Annotated in this window: 9 protein-coding genes, 1 pseudogene and 1 CRISPR repeat array (1 of these 11 running past the window's edge); of the genes and pseudogenes, 9 read left to right on the top strand and 1 reads right to left on the bottom strand. The window is 44.6% G+C overall.

All coding sequences use genetic code 11. The features are described from left to right. Positions 1–585: direct repeats of the CRISPR family, unit length 36 nt; unit sequence GTTTCCAACTAATCCGATTTAACCCAATCGGTAGGG (it extends 166 nt beyond the left edge of the window). A gap of 479 nt (positions 586–1,064) precedes the next feature. The 9 genes and pseudogenes from ACT7WV_RS11530 to ACT7WV_RS11490 all read left to right on the top strand — a co-directional run bounded on the left by ACT7WV_RS11530 (position 1,065) and on the right by ACT7WV_RS11490 (position 15,956). Beyond that, complete coding sequence (locus ACT7WV_RS11530) at positions 1,065–6,728, top strand: translocation/assembly module TamB domain-containing protein (protein WP_445103033.1); 5,664 nt, start codon at positions 1,065–1,067, stop codon at positions 6,726–6,728. A 131-nt stretch (positions 6,729–6,859) separates the two neighbouring features. Beyond that, positions 6,860–7,342 carry a hypothetical protein gene (locus tag ACT7WV_RS11525; RefSeq protein WP_445103032.1) on the top strand — a complete coding sequence of 161 codons (483 nt, stop codon included), beginning with the start codon at positions 6,860–6,862 and terminating at the stop codon, positions 7,340–7,342. Between the two features lie 523 nt (positions 7,343–7,865). Then, entirely contained in the window at positions 7,866–9,872 is a 2,007-nt protein-coding gene (locus ACT7WV_RS11520; protein WP_445103031.1) for a monovalent cation:proton antiporter family protein, read from the top strand. Between the two features lie 649 nt (positions 9,873–10,521). Next, positions 10,522–11,796 (top strand): HetZ-related protein, encoded by a 1,275-nt coding sequence (locus tag ACT7WV_RS11515; protein WP_445103030.1) that lies wholly within the window; start codon positions 10,522–10,524, stop codon positions 11,794–11,796. Between the two features lie 598 nt (positions 11,797–12,394). Next, a complete protein-coding gene (dnaN, locus tag ACT7WV_RS11510; protein ID WP_445103029.1) occupies positions 12,395–13,651 on the top strand; it encodes a DNA polymerase III subunit beta in 1,257 nt (418 codons plus the stop codon). Positions 13,652–13,788: 137 nt separating this feature from the next. Continuing rightward, a pseudogene (locus tag ACT7WV_RS11505) lies at positions 13,789–14,211 on the top strand (M48 family metalloprotease); the annotation flags it as partial. Positions 14,212–14,518: 307 nt separating this feature from the next. Beyond that, positions 14,519–14,830 (top strand): carbon dioxide-concentrating mechanism protein CcmK, encoded by a 312-nt coding sequence (locus ACT7WV_RS11500; RefSeq protein WP_445103028.1) that lies wholly within the window; start codon positions 14,519–14,521, stop codon positions 14,828–14,830. 120 nt (positions 14,831–14,950) lie between these two features. Beyond that, entirely contained in the window at positions 14,951–15,310 is a 360-nt protein-coding gene (locus tag ACT7WV_RS11495; RefSeq protein WP_445103027.1) for a carbon dioxide-concentrating mechanism protein CcmK, read from the top strand. A gap of 259 nt (positions 15,311–15,569) precedes the next feature. Continuing rightward, complete coding sequence (locus ACT7WV_RS11490; protein WP_445103026.1) at positions 15,570–15,956, top strand: response regulator; 387 nt, start codon at positions 15,570–15,572, stop codon at positions 15,954–15,956. Positions 15,957–16,058: 102 nt separating this feature from the next. On the opposite strand, the gene ACT7WV_RS11485 is transcribed toward ACT7WV_RS11490, so the two are convergent. Further along, complete coding sequence (locus tag ACT7WV_RS11485) at positions 16,059–21,512, bottom strand: trifunctional serine/threonine-protein kinase/ATP-binding protein/sensor histidine kinase (RefSeq protein WP_445103025.1); 5,454 nt, start codon at positions 21,510–21,512, stop codon at positions 16,059–16,061. Positions 21,513–21,753: the final 241 nt, after the last annotated feature.

Below are 21,753 nucleotides of genomic sequence, written 5' to 3'. Positions count from 1 at the left end.
ACCCAATCGGTAGGGGATTTGTCTGAGCTGATGAGAAAGTACAATGTAAGTTTCCAACTAATCCGATTTAACCCAATCGGTAGGGCAGCCTTCTGGTTCAGTCCAAGGCCAAAGCCAAGGAGAAATGTTTCCAACTAATCCGATTTAACCCAATCGGTAGGGGAAAAAACCATGGGTTGGTTTAACGGAGAAAAAGTTTCCAACTAATCCGATTTAACCCAATCGGTAGGGGAATTAATCCCAACTGTGTTGGGAACGCAGACGGAACGAATGTAACGTTTCCAACTAATCCGATTTAACCCAATCGGTAGGGTATTGGTAAGTCGGCAAAATCCGAGACTTGCTGCGTTTCCAACTAATCCGATTTAACCCAATCGGTAGGGCCGCAGTGGACACTCGCGACCAGTCTGTTAAGTTTCCAACTAATCCGATTTAACCCAATCGGTAGGGAGGGAATCTATCTTCTCTAACTTTCTACTAGTTTCCAACTAATCCGATTTAACCCAATCGGTAGGGTTACTCTATCGCTATCTGCTCTTTTTTTTTAGTGTTTCCAACTAATCCGATTTAACCCAATCGGTAGGGAGTTCGTCTAGTAGCCCTCGCCCAGTAAAGGTTTCAGCCACCAAATCGACACCACTGATGAAATTGTAATATATCCTCCCCAAAATTGAACAGAACACAGACCTCAAATCTTTTCCCTGTAAGGCATCGACACCACTTAACGAAAAATATAGGGTTTCGGCGATTTGGCTAGTGGTATCGATGAACGCCTGAAAAATTCCCTCAAAGCAAGATAACATAGTACTTCAGCGGGATTGAGGATACTTGCCTAGCAAATAATTAACACCCCCGACACCACTTCCTAAAATATCCAGTAAAACCGCATCTTATCCTCCACAGGCTTAACTAAAAAAAGGCAGGAGTTAGAAAGCAGGAGGTATATTGAGCAGAAACTTACCGGAACAAATGTCGGCTAATTTTATTCAGGAAAGCAAAGGCCAATCCTCTGTATACTTAGTCGAAAACTCGATTCCTGCCTCTAGGTTCGAGGAAAGCAGGCAATGACAAACTCCCCCAATTCAGATCAAGAACCCCCATCGAGTTCCAGTAATCAAGCAAATTCAGGTTCTCCTAGAGGTACACATCGGCGAGGATTGCGGCGTTTATGGCTTTTCCTAGGATTATTTTTACTCATCAGCCTTGGAGGAGGATTAACTTGGGCGTGGATTTTCATCCACCGAATGCTAGCGCCGAGGGTAGAGAAAAGTGTCGAAAATCTGCTAAATCGAGATGTCCAATTGGGAGAAGTAGAAAGCTTTTCCCTAAATAGCTTGCGATTTGGTAACTCAACCTTGCCAGCAACACCCACAGACCCTGACCGAGTTGCTATACAAGCATTAAATGTTAACTATAATCCACTCAAACTAATCTTCAACCGCACCCTAGAACTAAATATTACCCTGGTTGAGCCAAATATCTACATCGAACAAAACGAGCAAGGGGAGTGGATTTCTACCAGACTAGTACCTCAACCTGAAGGTTGGCTGAAAATAAAGCTGCAAACAGCGCGGGTTCGAGGTGCTGAGGTAGTAATGGTGCCCAGGGGAACTCAGGGAAACTTACTAAAACCAGTAGTCTTCTCCCTAACTTCCGCTAAAGCTCGTTTTCTTAATAACAACCAATTAATCCAGTACAATTTACTGGGTCAGTCAGCTACTGGAGGCGAGTTTCGGCTGCAAGGAGAGAGCCAACCTGCAACCACAGAAACTAAACTGGTAGTTGCGACTAGTGACCTGAGTGCTGTTGAAGTAAAAAAAATCGTTCCCCAGCTACCCATAGAGCCAAAAGCTGGTCTGATTAGCGGTAATCTGGAAATAGACATTAAACCCCAAGAGGTGCTGCAACTTTTCGGCAGCTTAACTCTAAAAGACTTAACCGCCCAAATAGCACAACTACCTCAACCCTTAGCTAAAACTAATGGTCAACTGCGCTTTCAAGGAACAAAAGTTAGCCTAGACAACATTACTAGTATTTTTGGTCAAATACCCGCTCAAGCAAAGGGCGTAATCGATACTCAAGCAGGCTATAACCTGTTAGTGCAGACCAAACCAATAGCACTAAAACCAGTTTTACAAACCTTTAGTATCCCAGAGTTGCCTGTACCCGCCTCAGCAGAAGTCCAAGCTGTCCTCAAAATTACTGGTCCCCCAGATAATCCTCTTGTGGTGGGCAAAGTAACTACTACCAAGCCAGCTCAAATTGACAAAGTTAACCTTAGCAAAATCACTGGTGACTTTAGGCTAGTAGCCACAAAACTAAGCCTAACCATTAACAACTTACAGGCAAAACCCACAGTAGGCGGCTTGGTAACAGGGGATGGCTTAGTAAAACTGGGTGAGAACGGAACCTTTGTCTTTGACCTCCAAGCTTCAGAAGTACCTTCAGAAGCGATCGCCAATACTTATAATGTTGACTTACCCATTCCCCTTGGCCGAGTCTCAGCTAAAACCCAGATTATTGGTTCCCTCGGCAATCTCCAGAACCTCCGCGCCACAGGTCAAGGCAATCTTAAAGTAGCTGATGGCAGCGTTACCATCAACAATGTAGAAGTAGCTCAAGGTCGCTGGCAAGGGTTAGTCCAAGCCGCTAATATTGCCGTAGCAAAACTCTCAGATAATCTTCCCCCACAATTGCAGGGACGCTTCGACGGCACCTTTAATCTGTCAGGGAGTCTCGATTCTTTCACACCGCAAACCATCAGTGGTAGTGGATCTGGCAATATGAATATTGCTGGTGGACTAGTTAGCCTCACTAATATAGATCTCAAGAATGGTAGTTTAAGCGCCCTAGTCCAAGCAGATGGAGTGCAATTAGAACGTCTGGCAGAAGTTCCACCTCAGTTTAGTAACCCCTTAAGCGGTCAGTTGCAAGTAGCCGTCAATCTGGATCAATTAACCACATCCGGCATTAATGGTATCGGTTCTGCCAGCATCAACCTGGCAGGAGGCAAGATTACAGCCAATAATATTCAACTCTCAGAAGGTCTTTGGCAGACCAATCTCCAAGCATCTAGTGTGCAACTAGGGCGTCTGTTGCCTCAACTGCCGGAGCAATTACAAGCACCTTTAACTGGCACTTTCAATCTGTCAGGCAGCCTAGAACAATTCGCCCTTAATACAATTAAGGGCAGTGGTAGTGGAAGCCTCAATCTTGCCGGGGGTAACCTCCGCACTGACATCCAGTTAGCCGCAGGACGTTGGTTAGCAGACGTGGCAGCAAAGGGCGTTCAGTTAGGAAGTTTAGCGCCACAGTTACCCCCAACACTTTCTGGGCCTTTGGCAGGAGCATTTAGATTATCAGGAAATCTCGAACAGTTGTCACCGACAGCAATTAATGCTGCTGGCAGTGGACGCCTCCAGGTGGCAGGTGGCACCGTGGAAGTAGCTAATTTACAACTAACTAACGGTAACTTGCAGGCGGTTGTCACACCCAACGGCATCGAGTTAGGGCGCTTTTCCCAGGAATTAGCTGGCAGTCTCGGTGGCAGACTCAACGTCTCTGGAAATATTGCCAATCTTACCCCAATGGCGCTAGCAGAAGCGCTACGCGCCCAAGGTCAACTGACTTTCAGCGAGGGGATTTCTCTAATTGAGAGCCCTTTAACCGCCTCAGTGCGCTGGAATGGAGCAGGTATAGAAATCCAACAGGCAACGGCTCAAGGAATTTCAGCCAATGGCTTTATTGGTGTTGACATAGCTGCACTGCAAAATCAAGGTTTTCCCCAAGCAATTAATAACCTGAATCTGGATGTTACGGCAAGGGACTTAAACTTACAAAAATTGCCGATTCCTCTACCAGATGCCGCTGCTAACTTAAATATTGCAGGTCGAGGGGATTTTGCCGGCAGTATTTCTGGTACGCCAACTGCTCCTCGAATTAGGGGGGATCTGGCACTGCGCGACTTTGCCATTGAAGAACTGAAGTTTGACCCTGTAATGACAGGTCAAGTGAGTGCGCTTCCTGGAGAGGGAGTTTCTTTGCAGTTAACTGGCAACAATGACCAGATTCAACTAGCCCTCGACCCTAACTATCAACCTACCTCTTTTTTAGTCAAACAGGGCGAAGCGATCGCTAGTGGTTCTCGACAAGGAGCAGTTTTAGTAGTACAGGCGGATAACTTCCCGATTAGCACCATCAAAAAGTTCGCTCCTTTACCAGAAGCGATCGCATCCCAGCCCTTGGCGGGAGACATCTCCGGTAACTTAGAGGTTAACCTGAATACCTTTGGCGTCACAGGGGATCTTGCTGTAGCCAACCCAATTTTCGGCACGATCAGAGGCAAACAATTTAGTGGCTCTGTGCAATATACTGATGGCACCGTTGTCCTCAACAATGGTGAGCTTCTAATCGGTGATAGCCGCTACTTAGTAACTGCCAATCTCACCCCAACTGCCCAAGGGCCAGAATTTCAGGCAAAACTTGAGGTTCCCCAGGGAGAAATTCAAGACATTCTCACTGCCCTACAAATCTTTGATCTCAATGATCTAACCCGTGGTGCCTCATTGCCAGACTACCAACAAGCTGAGGATATTGCAGTCGCCGGAGTAGGATTGCCAGGAGCCTCTCTACAAAGACAACTACAAAGGCTTTCTGAAATTAAAGCACTCTTAGAACAACAGCGCCAACAACGTGCCGCAGCTTCCCCCTTTCCCGAACTCTCTGTATTAGAAGGTAGCTTGAATGGTAGTCTCACCCTCACTAGTTCCCCAACTTCCGGTATTAGTGCTGACTTTAAGTTTGAGGGGGAAAACTGGCAATGGGATGACCCTTACACAGTTGGAGCAGACTACGTTGCTCAACAAGTGCTGATTGAAGGCGAGTTTCAAGATGGTGTGCTGACTCTACTACCTCTGAGCTTTCAAACTGGAGATAGCATAGCAAGTTTTCAAGGCACTATTGGTGGCCAAGAACAAACCGGAAGATTAGCCCTGACAAAGATCCCCGTCAATGCAATTCGACAAGTTGTTGGTCAGTTTGTTGAAGTTCCACCAGCACTCGGTTTTGGAGGACTAGTTAATGCTTCAGCGACCATTGCTGGTAGCGTTGACAACCCCCAAGCCAGGGGTGATCTGAGCATCACCGATGCGACTCTTAATCAAACACCTGTTCAGTCAGTTGAGGGCAGCTTTAACTACGCCAATGCTCGCTTTGACTTTTCTGCCAATAGTATTCTCACTGCGGATGCTCAACCCCTTAATATCGAGGGCAGTATTCCTTATCAGTTGCCTGTGGCTACTGTAGAACCGGAAAGTGAGGAACTCAGTTTAAACATTGATGTCGCTGATCAGGGACTAGAGATTATCAACGTTCTGAGCCGAGGTCAAGTTCTCTGGAAAGATGGTACTGGAAGAGTCAACTTGGACATTTCCGGAACTATTGATCGAGAAACCAACAGACCAAGACAACTTGTCGCTGAAGGCATTGCCACAGTCGAAAATGCCACTATAGAAGCTCCTGTACTACGGGGAGAACCTCTAACTAATGTTAACGGTACAGCCGAGTTTAACTTTGACCGTATCGAAGTAGCCAACTTACAGGGTGATTTTAGCGGTGGTGTCGTCACAGCACAAGGAACTATCCCCATTTTCCAACCCGCGCCCCAACAAAATCCTCTGACAGTTGATATTGACAAGCTGGCTCTGAATCTCAAAGGACTTTACAGTGGTGGAGTTCAAGGTAATGTTGTCATAACTGGTACTGCTTTAGCGCCAGCAATTGGCGGTCAACTCAAGCTGTTTGATGGTCAAGTGCAACTAGCGGGTGCAGGTAGTGGGGGAGAGCAAGCGGCAACAACGCAAACCAGTAACCCTACAGAATTTAATGACCTAGAGCTAACTCTAGCTGAAGGCGTCGAAATTCGACAGCCCCCACTGTTAAATTTCCTTGCCGATGGTAGCCTGACTCTCAATGGACCTTTAGATCAAATTAGTCCCCAAGGGGAAATTAATTTACGGCGTGGTCGAGTCAATTTATTTACTACCCAATTTCGTTTAGATCGAGGCTACAACAATACTGCTCGCTTTCTTCCTGGACAAGGACTCGACCCAGCATTAGATGTGCGGTTGGTCGCGTCAGTCACAGAAACAGAACGTCAGCCAATTCCTGCGGAAGCATCGGCAGAAATTAGTGATCTTCTACCTACTGGCTATGGTAGTGTGCAAACGGTTCGTGTCCAAGCCAACGTTCAAGGAAAAGCTAGTAAGCTAGTTGAGTCTTTAGTAGGGAAGACATCTGACAATGAAACTCTGACATTGACCAGTACTCCAGACCGCAGTGATCAAGAAATTATTGCCCTCTTAGGGGGTAGTTTTGTCGATACCTTAGGTCGGGGAGATACTACCCTGGGTTTAGCTAACCTAGCTGGGTCAGCGCTACTTTCTAATGTGGGATATGCCATTGGCGAAGCCTTGGGTTTGAGCGAGTTTCGTCTCTACCCCACCACTATTGTTGATGACGATGAGCGCGCTTCTAGTTTAGGCGTCAGTGCTGAAGCGGGGGTTGATATTGGTCGTAACCTCTCAGTTTCTGTATCCAAGGAATTAACTACTGATAAACCTTTTGAGTACAACCTACGCTATCGACTTAGGGAGCATCTTCTCCTGCGTGGTGGTACAGATTTTAATGGCGATGGCAGAGTAGTTGTCGAGTACGAAAAACGGTTTTAGAAGTTAAATTATCTTGAAGAAAGATTAGCTTAGCCTCTGGCTCTTGGCAATCTAGACGGTGTGATATCCAGTTGTTCTGATAGCACAACTCGGTATTAGCTAAAGCGCGTCTAGATATTGAGAAACTTGAAATGAAGCTTAAAGAAGACCAATTTTCCTGGTACGAAGTGCCAACTGAGATCAAAAACTTACTGCTCTCCGCTGCTGACAACTGGGAAAATACTACGGAATCAGAAAAATATATTAACCAAGCCTTAGACCAGGCAGACAGTAATACAGACGTTCTAGTTTCTGCCTATAGGTACTTTTTCTACAAAAAAAACTATCCCATGGCGCTTAAGGTAGCAGAAAAAGTCTTAGATAAAGTTAAGCAATTAGAAAACTTACCGGAAGATTGGGAGCAACTAAAACCAATTTTAATCAGTCGTAAACACAATCCTCAAATTCGGCTATATTTAACCACCTATGCCGCTTACGCTTTTATTTTAGCTAGACAAGGAAAACTAGAAAAAGCTAAAGAATTAACTCAAAAAGTTAAAGAAATTAACAATACCAGTGAATTTGCAGCTTCAACTGTACATGATATTCTGACACGTCCGGCCTCAGAAGATTAAAAGTTGCCTGTCTTGTTGGAGTTCAAAACCTTAACCCATAAAGCCTAAGCAATATCTACTAAAGAAATAGCAGGCTTTTCACGAAAAAACCCAGCTTGGGGAGCTGGGTGTCAAGAAGGAACATGACAGTAGATGTCCCTTAAAAATGCTTATATCATTATGGGTGACAACGGACTGAGGGGAATCAGTCCTCTATCTCTTTCGTGGAGTTCACTTTTTCGCATTTAATAATACTTAAAGGAAATAAATGCCATCCTTGCTAAGAATTTCCCCCTGGCGGACAATTGTATCTGAGTGGCTTGTTACAGAATAAACTGCCCCCGGCGTTAGATGCTTAAATTAAACTCCACATTAAGCAATCTGCTCAGTGTATCTGAGGGGAAACAACCCAATATTGGGGATTGGGTATGAGTCATTTATTCGGGACACTGTCGGCATTTACGATTAATCACGCTGACAGATTCACCCTCAGAATAAGTGAGCTAACTATTAAGCTAATGAATACAAATGAACACAAGGAAACATGGCAGCAGATCATAATTTTATTTTGGATCTTACTACGGTTCTAGGAGCTTCTGCTCTTGGAGGCTATGTAGCTAATCGACTACGCCAACCTGTCCTGCTCGGTTATCTAGTCAGTGGTTTAATAGTTGGTCCCTTTGGTCTAAAACTCTTAAAAGACCAGGTACAAATTGAACACCTAGCAGAAATTGGCGTTGCTTTCCTGTTATTCGCCTTAGGTGTCGAATTTTCTTTAGCCGAACTCAAACGAGTTAAAGATATTGCCATCAAAGGTAGTTTACTACAAATTGGTCTAACAATCGGGCTGGTAGCATTTCTCGCTACTCTAATTGGCTGGGTCGAGGGACTGACTCAAGGGATATTTCTTGGAGCAATTCTTTCCCTCTCCTCAACGGCTGTAGTACTCAAAACCCTAACCGAACGAGGAGAAGTCAATACACTCCACGGTCAAGTAATGCTGGCAATTTTGATTGCCCAAGACCTTGCTTTAGGTCTGATGTTGGCGATTTTACCTACTCTGAATGAACCAGCAAATATTGCCTCCGCTATGTTTACCGCAATGCTTAAAGTGCTGTTGTTTCTAGCAGCAGCTTTTGCCGCTGGCCGGTGGCTGATTCCTCCTCTAATTAAGAGCATTGCTGAAACGGAGAATAGTGAGTTATTTTTGCTTACTGTTATTGCTCTATGTTTAGGAGTTGCCTTAATTACTGCTGGTCTTGGCCTCTCCGTAGAAATGGGGGCTTTTGTCGCTGGATTAATGATTTCAGAGATTGATTATGCTGACCAAGCTTTAGCAAAAATTCTTCCTTTACGGGACACTTTTGCCAGTCTGTTTTTTGCTTCCATCGGCATGCTGATCGACCCAGGAACTATTATCCACAATTTTGGTTTAATTTTAGGCATGGTTGCCTTCGTCATGCTAGGTAAAGCAGCAATTATTTTGCCAATTGTCCTGAAATTTGGTTACTCTTTCAAAACCGCTGTAATTGTTAGCCTAGGCTTAAACCAAATTGGGGAATTTTCTTTTGTCTTAGCCTTAGTAGGTTTGCAGTTGGGATTTCTCACTCAAGAAAAGTATCTACTGTTGGTAGGAACTACGGCTATTACTTTAGTGATTACCCCCATGTGGCTGAGATTTTCTCCCCGTCTAGCAGAGCAATTGGCTAATTGGTCCTTCTTGGCAAAATATCTGCGCCGCTTTCAGGGAACCCAAGCTCTCTCAATTCCAGAAACTATTCATGATCATGTGGTAGTCGCAGGCTATGGCAGAGTTGGACAAGTCCTGGTAAATATTTTACAAAATCAGGGTCATCAGGTGCTAGTAATTGAGAACTCTGAGGCGGCGATTAAAAGGTTAAGGATGGATCAAATTCCTTACATTTTCGGGGATGCTGACTCAGAACTAGTCTTAGAGAAAGCCCATGTGGAAAAGGCGAAAGCGTTGGCGATTGCCTTACCGGATCCGGCTAGCACTCGATTGTTGCTCAAACGCGCTCTCAAACTCGCGCCACAACTAGATATAGTCGCTCGTTCTCACCTGAATAAGGAAATTGACCTGCTGACTCAGTTGGGAGCCCACGAAGTGGTTCAACCGGAATTTGAGGCAGCACTACAAATCGGAGCGCATTTGCTAGCGACTTTAGGAGAAACGCAGTGGAATGTCCACTTTGTGATCAAGGAAATTCGCAAAGACCGCTATTGCAGTATTCGCTCTGAATGTGCCACCAAGATACCGCAGCCAGGGTTGGCAAATGTCATACCTGAATTCAAAAGTCAGTGGATAACTTTGAGCGCATCCTCACCTCTGAATGGTATGACCCTGGCATCCGCAGATATTCGTAGACTGACAGGAATAACTGTCATGGGTGTCAAACAAGGAGAGTATACGCTTTACTACCCAAAAAGCAGTACAGTTCTACATGCAGGAGATAGGCTACTGGTGGTGGGAGAAGGCTCGGAATTTGAAGCTTTTAGAGATTTGATGGCAGGTCAATGTTCCATTGTTTAATTAGGGCAGGCACAAATCCACTAAGACCTTTAAAAGGGGAACAGGGAATGGGCAACAGGGAAATCCCCCAAAAGAAAGGCAGCGACGCTCAATCCTTGCTCTTTGGCGCTAATTCTTCCCTCTATTGACCATTCCCGCCCTCAAGGGGCTTCCTCAAAGGCTAAAATTTTCTTCCCTCCTGTCTTACCTCAACTAAAAATATTCATATCAACCGATTTAATTCATCAAAGTTTCACGAAATTACAGAATCAGAGTTAGAGAAACTTAACTAATTTAGCTGCAAACCCAGACTACAAGGGAAGAGCGCTTAATTACGTACGACGAAGGAAAAATTGGGACAGTTTTTAAATTGACCATTCGAGTTCCCTTGCTTATTCTCTAATAAACTTGGTATGTAAATAGCTAAAATCCACTTACAGCAAGGGTTTTACTGATTAAATATTGCTGTAGAGTCCTTACCCTTACTTTTCCTAAACTAGTGACCTAAACGCGGAGTGACACAAGCATTTTCCTAGAAGTCGAGCTGAGAGGCTAAATTCGAGTTGTAGAAAATCACAGAGGAAGAACCCTGAAGGGGTGAGAACCAATCTAATTCGACCTCTGTTGCTTTCTAACCAACTAACAACTTTAGCTTTTTGAGGCTCTTAGCATGAAAACCTTAACCACCGCCACCTCTCTCCATCAAGATTCTAAGCAACAACAACAGTCTCCGGACATTCTCGAAAAAACTGATTCTTGCATGCTGCAAGAGGTATTACTCGAAGAAATGCGCTCCCAAGTAGAATCACTACCAAGCCGCGCTCGAGACGTAATCAATCGAATTGTCGAAGAGATTGAACGCATTTGTCTCAAGAGTCATCGTATTCAAACCAGTGGTGAAATCGGCTCTTGGCAATTAACCTTAGGTCGTCACCGGTTACAAAAGTATCTAGAGTACTATCGCCTCGGTTCCCTACAAGGTCGTGTCGAACTCCATAGCCGCTTGAGCGTAGTAGTTTATCGCCACGTAGCACCAGCTCAATCTCATTTAAAATTTGCCGCCCGACGCAATTTGATTGAGGACTTTATGCAAGAGTTTTATGCTGAGTCCCTCAAAGCCTTCCGGCGGGAAAATGAGGTAAATGCTGACTACACTCCTCGCACCAAAATAGAATTGGCAGAATACATGGCTTTTACTGAGCTATACGCTAAGCGACGCATTAACCTACCCAATCGCAGCAATCAGCAACTGATTGTCCTCAGAGCACAAGGATTTGCCAAACGTCAACCCAGCGAAACTTCTGTGGATATTGAACAAGCGGTTGAATTCCATAAGGGTGACCAAGGTAGCGAGTCAAGCTACTCACCAGCCATGCAACAGGTGCGGACTCGTCTGGTTTCTCAAGCCACTGACCCTCACGATGCTGTCCTACGCGACCGCGTTGTCCAAGAACTGCTGCAATACTTAGAAGAGCAAGGTCGTTCTGACTGCGTAAATTATCTAGTCCTTAAGCTGCAAGACAAAGCCGCAGCCGACATTGACGAAATCATGGGTCTCACAGCTAAAGAGCGGGACTACTTACAGCAACGCTTTAAGTACCATCTAGAAAAATTCTCTCGTTCTTCTCATTGGAAACTAGTACACCAATGGCTAGGAGCCGATATTGACCAAAAACTGGGTATGTCCTCTGAACAGTGGGAGATGTTTGTCGGGCAACTCGAAGGTCAACAAAGGCAACTTTTAGAGCTAAAACGCGATCGCCAAAGTGACGCAGAGATTGCCAAAGCTTTGAAAATCACAGCCAAAAAGGTGCAAAAGCGCTGGACTCAAATTCTAGCCCTGGCTTGGAAGACTCGCAATTCAGAAGTGGGGAGTACTGAAGGCGAAGACGAACTAGAGTATTCGGAACTAGGACGGCAAGGCGATTTGTGCATAGCAGCATAGCCACTGTTGACAAAGTGATAATTTTCCTGAGTAGTGTAATAAATCCCCAATGACCTCAGACTTAATTGATTTCACTGGCTATACAACGCCCGATTACTTGCTACAATTCTCTTCCAACTACTTATACCAAGTTGCCATCTTACTACTTACTTTATTTACCCCTCTCCCCTTGCCCCATTTGCTCAATACCCCATCCAAGATCAGAAGATACGAGAGCGCAACTTGGTATCATCCCCTCGTTAATGACTACAGCCCCTGTTGCCAAGGAAATTCACTCAGGGGAAGGGAGTAATTACTTCCTCCCTTGGGGTTATTTAGAGGGTTAGGAATTAATTGAGTTAGTTAAAGGGTTAGAAAACCCCAAAAATCTTGCCTAATTTATGTCTTATTTGCCAGGATACCGATAATTAGTGAGAGGATTTAGTCAGCAAGAGAGTTTTGTCGGGAAGTAAAGTTGAACCAAGACCATTGACCAGAATCAATCCCAGAATTATTCTGAATATTGCTCTTAAGAGTGAACCTAAACGAGGGAACCAGGTGTTCAATTTCTGCCAAGGCAGTCAGTTGAGCAACAACTAGGCTAAATATATAAATTATTATGAAACTTATTTGCACTCAAAGCGAACTAAATACTAACCTCTCGCTAGTACTCAGAGCAGTTCCCTCTCGCCCTACTCATCCCGTACTAGGAAATGTTTTGCTAGAAGCTGACCAAGAAAATCAGCTAGTTCTCTTAACTGCTTTTGATCTATCTATGGGCATTCAGACGAGCTTTAGTGCTCAAGTGATTGCAGGTGGTAGGATTACCATCCCGGCTAAACTGACATGTGACATTATATCCCGTCTGCCTGAGGGAGAAATCACTATAGAAGACAAGTCAGGAGAAGCTATAACCTCAGAAGAGGGTGATAGTTTTTTGATAACTTTGACTTCAGCTTCAGGGTGTTATCAAGTAAGAGGCATGGAAGCCGAGGAGTTTCCAGAACTGCCGCAACTAGAAGCTGGGGTGGCTATTCATCTGCCAGTAGAAGCCTTAACCCAAGGGTTGCGGGGGACTTTGTTTGCTACTAGTTCTGACGAAACTAAGCAGGTGCTTACGGGAGTACACCTGACAATGCATCAAGACAGTTTAGAGTTTGCGGCTACAGATGGTCACCGACTCTCGGTGGTGCAAACAACTTGTGGAGCCCAGGACGCTTCCGCAGATGATCAAGATGAGGCAGATAATTCTCCTGCTAAGTCCTCTAAAGGCTCAACTCTCAGTAACGCAGAATCTCTAGAGTTTACCCTGCCAGCCAGAGCCTTGCGTGAACTAGAGCGCATTGTCGGTTTGCGCCAAACAAATGGAACGATTAATCTTCAGTTTGAACAAGGGCAAATCGTCTTTCAAGGAGGAGAGGAGACACCTACAGGCTCCCTGCCACTGAGCTATCGCCTTACCAGTCGTACTCTCGAAGGGCAATACCCAGCCTACCGTCAACTGATTCCCCAAAAGTTCCAGCGCCAGATAACCATTGAGCGGCGGCAATTATTAAGTGCAGTAGAACGAATTGCTGTCTTGGCAGACCAGAAAAATAATATTGTCAAATTTAGTATTGACAGCGTTAAACAGCAAATTGACTTGTCTGTAGAAGCTCAAGATGTTGGTAGTGGCAAAGAGTCGATGCCGGCTCAAGTAACGGGTGAAAGCCTAGAAATTGCCTTCAATGTCAAGTACTTAATTGATGGACTCAAGGCGCTTTCTACTGCTGATATTCAAATGCAGATGAATGAAGCCACCGTCCCTGTTATTTTAACGCCTCTGGGGGGGTTGAAAATGACTTATCTAATCATGCCAGTGCAAATCAGAAATTAATTATTAGATGGGTATCTGTCACGAAAAATAATTGACGTAGATAAGGTTAACAACACCTTATTTTTACTATTTACTTCTTGCGTTAGAGGATTTTTCGTCAAAAAGTTGGGAAACTGCCTATTAATAGAGCTGATGAGGCAATCTCTTTCCTGGGACGTATTCTCTCTTTAGGAGCACTCTATGGCCCAGTCACTCGTGACAATCGTCGAGGTGGGAACCCCATAGGTTTGCTATTTTTGGTTATCCTGGCTCCTTTATCAGCCGCGCTGATTCAGTTTGCCATTTCCCGCACTCGCGAATATGTAGCTGACTCTGGTTCTGCGGAAATTACGGGTAATCCCACGGCTCTTGCTAGTGCACTAGAGAAGCTTGAAGCAATGGCTGATCAAATCCCCATGAATGGTAATCCTGCCATGTCACCCCTATTGATTGTCAATCCTATCTCCGCAAAAGGTATACAGTCTCTTTTCCGCACTCACCCGCCTACAGAAGAACGCATTCGTCGTCTTTTGGAACTGGCAAAGCAAAAGCAAAAGCAAGCTATCCCAGTCCCGGCGTAAGCTTCAAAAATCATCAAAATACTCGTATAATCTCAAAACCCGCTGTAAACGCCGGGTTTTGTTAGTTTGACTTACTGAGTTTTGTTACACATCAAAATCGAATCTGGGAAAAATTAGGACTATTCTGTTTTTGGTATATTTTCTAAAAAATCCCCTGGTTGAAAAATGGGTCATCCAACAAATAAACTGAGCTTGAGCAGCGACTGCTTCGGTCAAAACGGGAAAAGCTCATAAATTATTATCGAAATCCTGGATAAATTGCTATAATACCATTCACAATAATTTTTATGGACTTAGAATATTAGCCATGCCAGCGGCGGTGGGAACGATTGAGACGTTAGGTTTTCCTGGTGTGCTAGCAGCGGCAGACGCCATGGTCAAAGCGGGGGAAGTCACACTGATTGGTTATGAAAAAAACGAAAGCGGTCGCTTTATGGTGAACGTGCGGGGCAAGATATCCGAAGTTCAAGTCGCTGTAGCTGCGGGACTCGAAGCTGCTAATAAAACTTACGGTGCTGAAGTAACCTCATACTATATCATTCCCAATCCCACTGAAAATATTGAAGCCGTTCTGCCAATCGATTACACCGAGGAAGTTGAACAGTTCCGAACGTTTTAGTTATGGGTCGCAAAGGTCAGAATGGATAATCATGATGGGCTTTTCTTTTAGGATTTACATCATAGACTCGTAGAATTAGTTATTGGCATCACGTAATTCAACAGATTCAGGAGATTGAACATGGCACTACAGGCGGTGGGGTCACTAGAAACTAAGGGTTTTCCTGGGGTGCTAGCAGCAGCAGACGCCATGGTTAAAGCTGGCCGAGTTACCCTAGTTGGCTATATCAGAGTTGGCAGCGCTCGCTTTACAGTCAATATTCGGGGGGATGTTTCTGAGGTCAAAGCTGCTATGAATGCCGGAATTGCGGCAGTCGAAAAGGCGTACGGTGGTACTTTGGAATCTTGGGTAATCATTCCTCGACCCCATGAAAACGTTGAATGCGTTCTGCCCATCGGCTACACTGACAGCGTTCAGGAATACCGAGACGCCGTTGAAAATCCCCTAATACAAACGCGCTCTAACGGTTTGCAGAGGTAGTTGAGCTGCTCAAAAACTACTCCAAAGTCACCAGTATAAGTAACTTTCGACCCCTGACTCTTGGTAGAGGGGTCAAATTTTTTCTGTTTAGCCACTAATTCCTCAACTGATCTCTTCACATAACACAATTAACTATCACTACCCTTGGTAAGAGAATTGTCCTTCGACTATGATGTTTTTGGAAGCGACACTAACTTTGGGAGTATCTACCTGCTGATTAGATGGTAGTTAAGGGTAAAAAGCCCAAAAATAGGTATCCATGGGTAAAGTTCTTGTGGTAGAAGATGATCTCACGCAACAGCAAATAATTTATAAAATTCTCAAAAGAACAGGACTAAAGGTTATTTTTGCTGGTAATGGCGTTGAAGCGCTGGAATTGGCTCAAACTTACCGTCCTGATTTGGTGATTTTGGACATTGTTATGCCTCGCATGAATGGTTACGAAGTCTGTAGGCGGCTGAAATCCCAAAGCAGAACCCAGAAACCAGCTGTCCTAATTTACTCTAATAAAACAGAAAAATGTGATTTTTACTGGGGCAGTAAACAGGGTGCGGATGCTTACATTTCCAAATTTTGCCATCCTCAAGAGTTAATCAATTTGGTTAAGAATCTCTTACCAGGGGAGATATCAACCTCTGAGATTTAGCTTCAAACGTAAGGTTGACTTCTCCCTCGCCTTTTAAGTGGGGGAGAAGTCGCCAATAGAAAATGGAAAATTGAGAAGAAAATCCCATTTTCCATAATTGCGTTATCCATGGACAGGCAACCTAATTTCAAACTCAGTTCCTTGACCTAACACAGAATTAACCTCGATCACTCCGCCATGTTTTTCCACCACAATCTGACGAGTGATCGCTAATCCTAATCCAGTTCCTTTACCTACGCTTTTTGTGGTGAATAAATGGTCAAAGATGCGAGGTTTGATCTCTTCAGGTATGCCAATACCGTTGTCATGAATTTGGATACTAACATGCTTTTCATCTAGTATCGAGGTGCGGATTGTAATCTGATTGAGATTCTTTTCAATTGCTTGATAATGCTTTCTTTGGTTAGATTCATCTATAGCATTAATCGCATTAGATAGGATGTTCATAAATACCTGATTCAGTTGTCCAGGAAAGCAATTGATAGGTGGTAGATCAGCATAATCCTTACTGACTTTGATTTTTGGTCGAGTTTCGTTAGCTTTGAGGCAATGTTTGAGAATTATCAGAGTACTGTCAATTCCTTCGTGAAGATTAAAAGGTACTTTATAATCCTGATCGGCTCTGGAGAAAGTCCGCAGGCTATCACTAATACTGATAATGCGATCGCATCCTACTTGCATCGAATCAATCATCTTGGGTAGATCTTTGAGCAAATACTCCAGATCAATCTCTTGAGCATGATGGATAATGTTAGTAGTAGAAGCTTGCTCACGGTATAAATTTAGATGCTCAGTTAGCTCGTGAACACCCCGTTTAGCTGCATTCAGGTTGCCAGAAATAAACCCAATCGGATTGTTAATTTCGTGAGCTACTCCAGCCACGAGATTCCCCAAGACGGACATTTTTTCACTCTGCACTAATTGTAATTGGGCTGATTGCAAGTTGCTTAGAGCTTGTTGAGCTTGTTGATAGAGGCGAGCATTTTCCAAAGAAATTGCAGCTTGAGTACAAAGGAAGTTAACTACTAACAAACAATCCCGTGTAAACACACCTTTCGTCGAGCGATTTTCCAGATAGAGAATAGCAACTAAATGTCCTTGATTCAGAATTGGCGTACACAGCACACTTTGAGGTTGATGCTGGAGCAGATAGTGGTCGATAATTCCTGGAATGTCCGTTTTGCCCTCTTCAATTACTACTGATTTAAGCGTGCGTCTCACGTATTGAATCAGCCTCAGGGGGACAGCTTGGCTGCTATCTAACGATTGGGGTTGCAGTAATGGTTGCTCATCCGAGTTAATCTGAGTTATCGCCCGAATTTGCCACTGTTCCTGGCCGGGTAGCATCAAAACACAGGTTTCCGCGCCAGCATTTTTCAAAATAATTTGGGTGAGTGTGGCGATTAATTCATCTAGCTCAATGGTACTAGAAAGAGCCTGAGCCGTTTTGAGGAGAGAAGCAAAATCAAAACCATAAACGATACTGCTATTACCAGTGCTGACAACTGGAGTTGGGTTTTCAATCACATCCTGAGGAAACATTGCCAACGCCTCTAGAGGATCGAAGCCAAGTTTCTGCGGTTGCAAGATGGTTTGTAGCAAGTGGGGATAGTGTTGCTGCAGATCATCGGTTTTAGCTGTAGCCCCCCAACTGTCGTAGCCCTGATACGCTTCTTGCATATAGACTTGAGCTACTTTTTCTTTACCCCAGTAGAGGTAAAACTTGGCAGTGAGTTCGTTGGCGAGGGCTTCCTCCTGGATATAGCCATTATTTTTGGCTCCGGCAATAGCCCGCTCAAAGTATTCTATCGCTTCAATAAACCGTCCCTTCAGCCAATAATAATTACCTGCGACTAAATCATACTTATGTTGATAGTTTTGTGGTGCATGCTTGGCCCAATGCTTGAGCTTTTCTTGGTTAGCAGTGACGGCAGCAAGTAATTCTGTTGCCACTGGCTGGGATTGGGCATCAGCGATCGCTAATCGCGTTAAAGAATCATAAAAATATAATAGAGGCACCACTATTTGAGCAGTTGCTCCTTCTAAGTAGCTAAACGCTAATTCAGCTTGCTCAAGGGCGGCATCATATTCACCAAACAAGTAACAGAGAATCAGCTTATGCCAATGCAAGCTGTAGAGTGCTAACAAATGGTTGACGGACTGATATTGTATAATCAGCTCTTCTTCATCCACCGCCTCACCCATCAACTGACAGGGATTACTGGCACGACCTTGCAAATTGAGAATCGCTTGTCGAGTATTCTCGCACATCTTGACGATCAAGTCTTGGTGAATTTGCCTAACTTGCTGACTGAGAGAAGCAACTTTCGCCTCTAGGGAAGTGAGTTCTTGACCCATCACATAGGAACATAGAGCCATGTGGTAGCAGCAAACTGACGCAACTTCTAAGTGACCTGATTCAATACCATCTTGATACGCCGCTTGTAGTAGTGGCAACGAATCTTTAATCGCATCTTGCCACGGCAAAATCATGGTTGCAGCCAAAAAGTACACTTTAGAATTGAGAGCTTTATTGTTGTAGCGCTCTGCAAGGCGTAGGGCTAGCTTGCCAAATTCATATCCCTGGTCAATATCGTTAAGTACACCACAAAGAATCAGACCATGGTGAGCATAAGCTGCCGCTGACATGGGGGCATTACCATGCTCAATAGAGGTGCGAATTTCTGCCAATGAACTAAGTAAAAATAGTGGAGGACTCGACATATAAGCCGCCGCTGCGTAGGCATAGGACATCCTCATGGCGGCTAATGCCTGGGGTTGTGTCATCTCTGGTAAATTAATTAGATGCTCAATACCTGCGGTAGGCAGCAAGGCCTTAGTGTGTGCGATCGCTTCCTGAATATCTGCATCTGTTGGTGAATTAGGCAGGGCAAATCCGAGCTGTTCGAGTATTTGTAAACCTGTTTTAACGGCACCACGCAGGTTTTTTTGAGCGCTGTGAGCGTAGATTTTAATTTCGTAGGCGTTAATTTTGTCAAGCAAGCTGCGAGCCTGTTTTTCAATGACCTCAATCCACTGCTGCATTTGCCCAAATTCACCACTGAGAAAAGCAGCTTCTGCTAAGGATTCATGGAGAGTTAAAGTCAGTTCGTATTGATCATGCCAACTATTATCTGACAACAAATTTAGCCCTGTTCGCAAATAGTCAATCGCGACTCGATAAGCAGTAGCCGTTCTAGCTTTACGGGCAGCAGTTAGATTCAAATGTGCCAGTGCATCACGCTCAGCCTGTTGCGTAATTAAGGCAGCGCTAAGATTCAGGTGGTGAATAAACTCAAAAATTCTCTCTTCCCTGGCTGCTGGCGGGATGTTGTGCAGCAATAATTGACCCATTCTGCGGTGAACCGATAATTTCTGGTCATCTGCAATTAAAGAATATGCTGCTTGCTGGATGCGATCGTGCAAAAACCGATAGGATAAACCAACCAGACTCTCTGAGTTAGTCTCCTTACCACTCTCTGACTGCCGAAACTTGTAAACTTCACGGTTGAGCAGAATCAATCCTTCTCGTAAGGCTTGCCATAAATCTGTAGCTGTTTCTACAGGCGATTTCTCATAGACAATTGCTAGAGTTGTCAAATCAAATTGGTTGCCAATACAAGCTGATAATTGTAAGAGCGTGCGCGTCTTCTCTGGCAACTTTTTTAGTTGCAGCGCCATAAATTCTACGACATCAGCCGTCAGGGAAAGCCTATTCACCTGGGCGATGTCACATTGCCAAGAGTGCTCTTCTCGGTTAAAAGTAAGGTATCCATCCTCGTAGAGAGTTTTGAGAAACTCAACGGTGAAAAAGGGATTGCCCTGCGCTTTGCAATAGACTAATTCAGCTAAGGGTTGTGCCAGTTCTAGAGAGCAGTTGAGCGTGTCAGCAACTAGATGGTTAATCTTAGCTTGAGTAAGAGGCGCTAAGGTGATAACTTGAATAGCAGCGTTAGTTTGGCTAATCTCCTCTAGTGTGAGCTGCAAAGGATGAGCCGCCCCAACTTCCTCTCCTCGGTACGCTCCAATCAGGAGCAAATGATTGTTAATTTGTTCACTGATCAACAACAACTGCATCAGTTGCAGTGAAGCCGAGTCAGTCCACTGTAAGTCATCTAGGAACAAAACCAGGGGATGATCTGGTGTGGTAAACACCTGAATGAATTTCTGGAACACTAGATTGAAGCGATTTTGGGCAGCGCTACCAGAGAGTTCTGGCACAGGGTTTTGCTTGCCAATGATCTGCTCTAGTTCAGGAATTACCTCAATGAGCACTTGTCCATTCTCGCCCACAGCTTTCAGAATGGCGGACTGCCAAGCTTGCAGTTGGATATCGCTCTCGCTCAACAATTGTCCCATGAGGTCGCGAAAGGCTTGCACGAAGGCACTCAAGGGAATATTGTGATTGAGTTGGTCAAATTTGCCCTCGATAAAATAGCCCCGTTGCTGAACCATCAGCTTTTGGACTTGATTAACCAGAGCGGTTTTACCAATACCTGAGGCACCGCTAATCAGGCAGAGTTCAGAGCAGGGTGAACAGAGAAGCTTCTGCCTGTCTTCTGTTGTGGCTCGTTTCTTTCGGGGAGACGCGATGCGAACAAACGCCGCCAACAAGGCAGCAACTTCGGACTCTCGTCCGTAGAGTATGTTGGGAATCAGGAAGCGATCGCAAACATCGTACTTTCCCAAATTAAAGGATTCAATTTGCCCATCCTCTAACCTTTGCCTACACAGTTTTAGGTCGTGCTTCAGTCCGAAGGCACTCTGATAGCGTTCTTCGGCGTTCTTCGCCATCAACTTGCTGACAATATTAGATACTACCAGGGGAATCTGCTGATTGAGGTGATCAACTTGAGGAGGCTGTTTGGCAATATGGCAATGCACCACTTCTATCCGGTCTTGGGATGGAAAGGGTAATTGTCCAGTGAGTAATTCAAACAGGGTAACTCCCAGAGAGTAGAAGTCGCTGCGATGATCAATTCCCCGATTCATGCGTCCGGTTTGCTCTGGCGAGAGGTAGGCAAGGGTGCCTTCTCGTCGCTGGGAGTTGGCAAAACTTGGGGTTTCGCAAGGCAGCAAACAGGCAATGCTAAAGTCAGTCAGCTTGACCTGTTTAGTTTCTGGATTAATCAGAATATTGAAGGGTGTTAGGTCTTTGTGAACGACTCGGTTTTGGTAGAGTCCGTTGAGAATCTCAGCTAGTTGTATAGCGATCTCTAGTATCTCATCTAGTTCGATGGCATAAGTTGTTGTGTACTCTTGCAGAGAAATGCCACCAAAGTCCTCCATGACCAGGGCATAGCTTTTGCCGTAGGGTTCTAAACTGTAGGGTTCAACAACTCCCGGCAAAGGCAAATTTTTAGTAATGGTGTATTGGTTGCAAAATTGCAGCAGTTGACTGAGGCTGGGGCAGTCTTGCTTGAGCAGTTTGATGACGACAGGGTAATGGTCGGAGTCTCGAATTGCCCGATAGACTTGGGTTTGGGAACTACAGTATAATCGCTGGATTAGACGATAGCCGGAAAGACTGACCGTCGAATCTACCCCTGCATTCATCTTAATTTCCTTATCTAAGATGCTGACTCGGTACTAGTTAATGCACCCGTTAACTTAATTGAGATCTTGATAATAGGATAGCTTCCTTCTGCTGTGCTATTAAGGAAAATTTTTCTCTTACCAAACTCAATAGACCTTCTGTGCAGATGCTTTTGCCGTAACTTGATGTTCCATCACTTCTAACAGGAGCATCATCTTTTTTTGCCTTGAGAGTTCCCTGACTACTGAAAGGAAAGCCTGT

This window comes from Symploca atlantica LB2515 (genome assembly GCF_052546295.1).
This window is presented reverse-complemented; position numbering and strand designations above follow the sequence as displayed.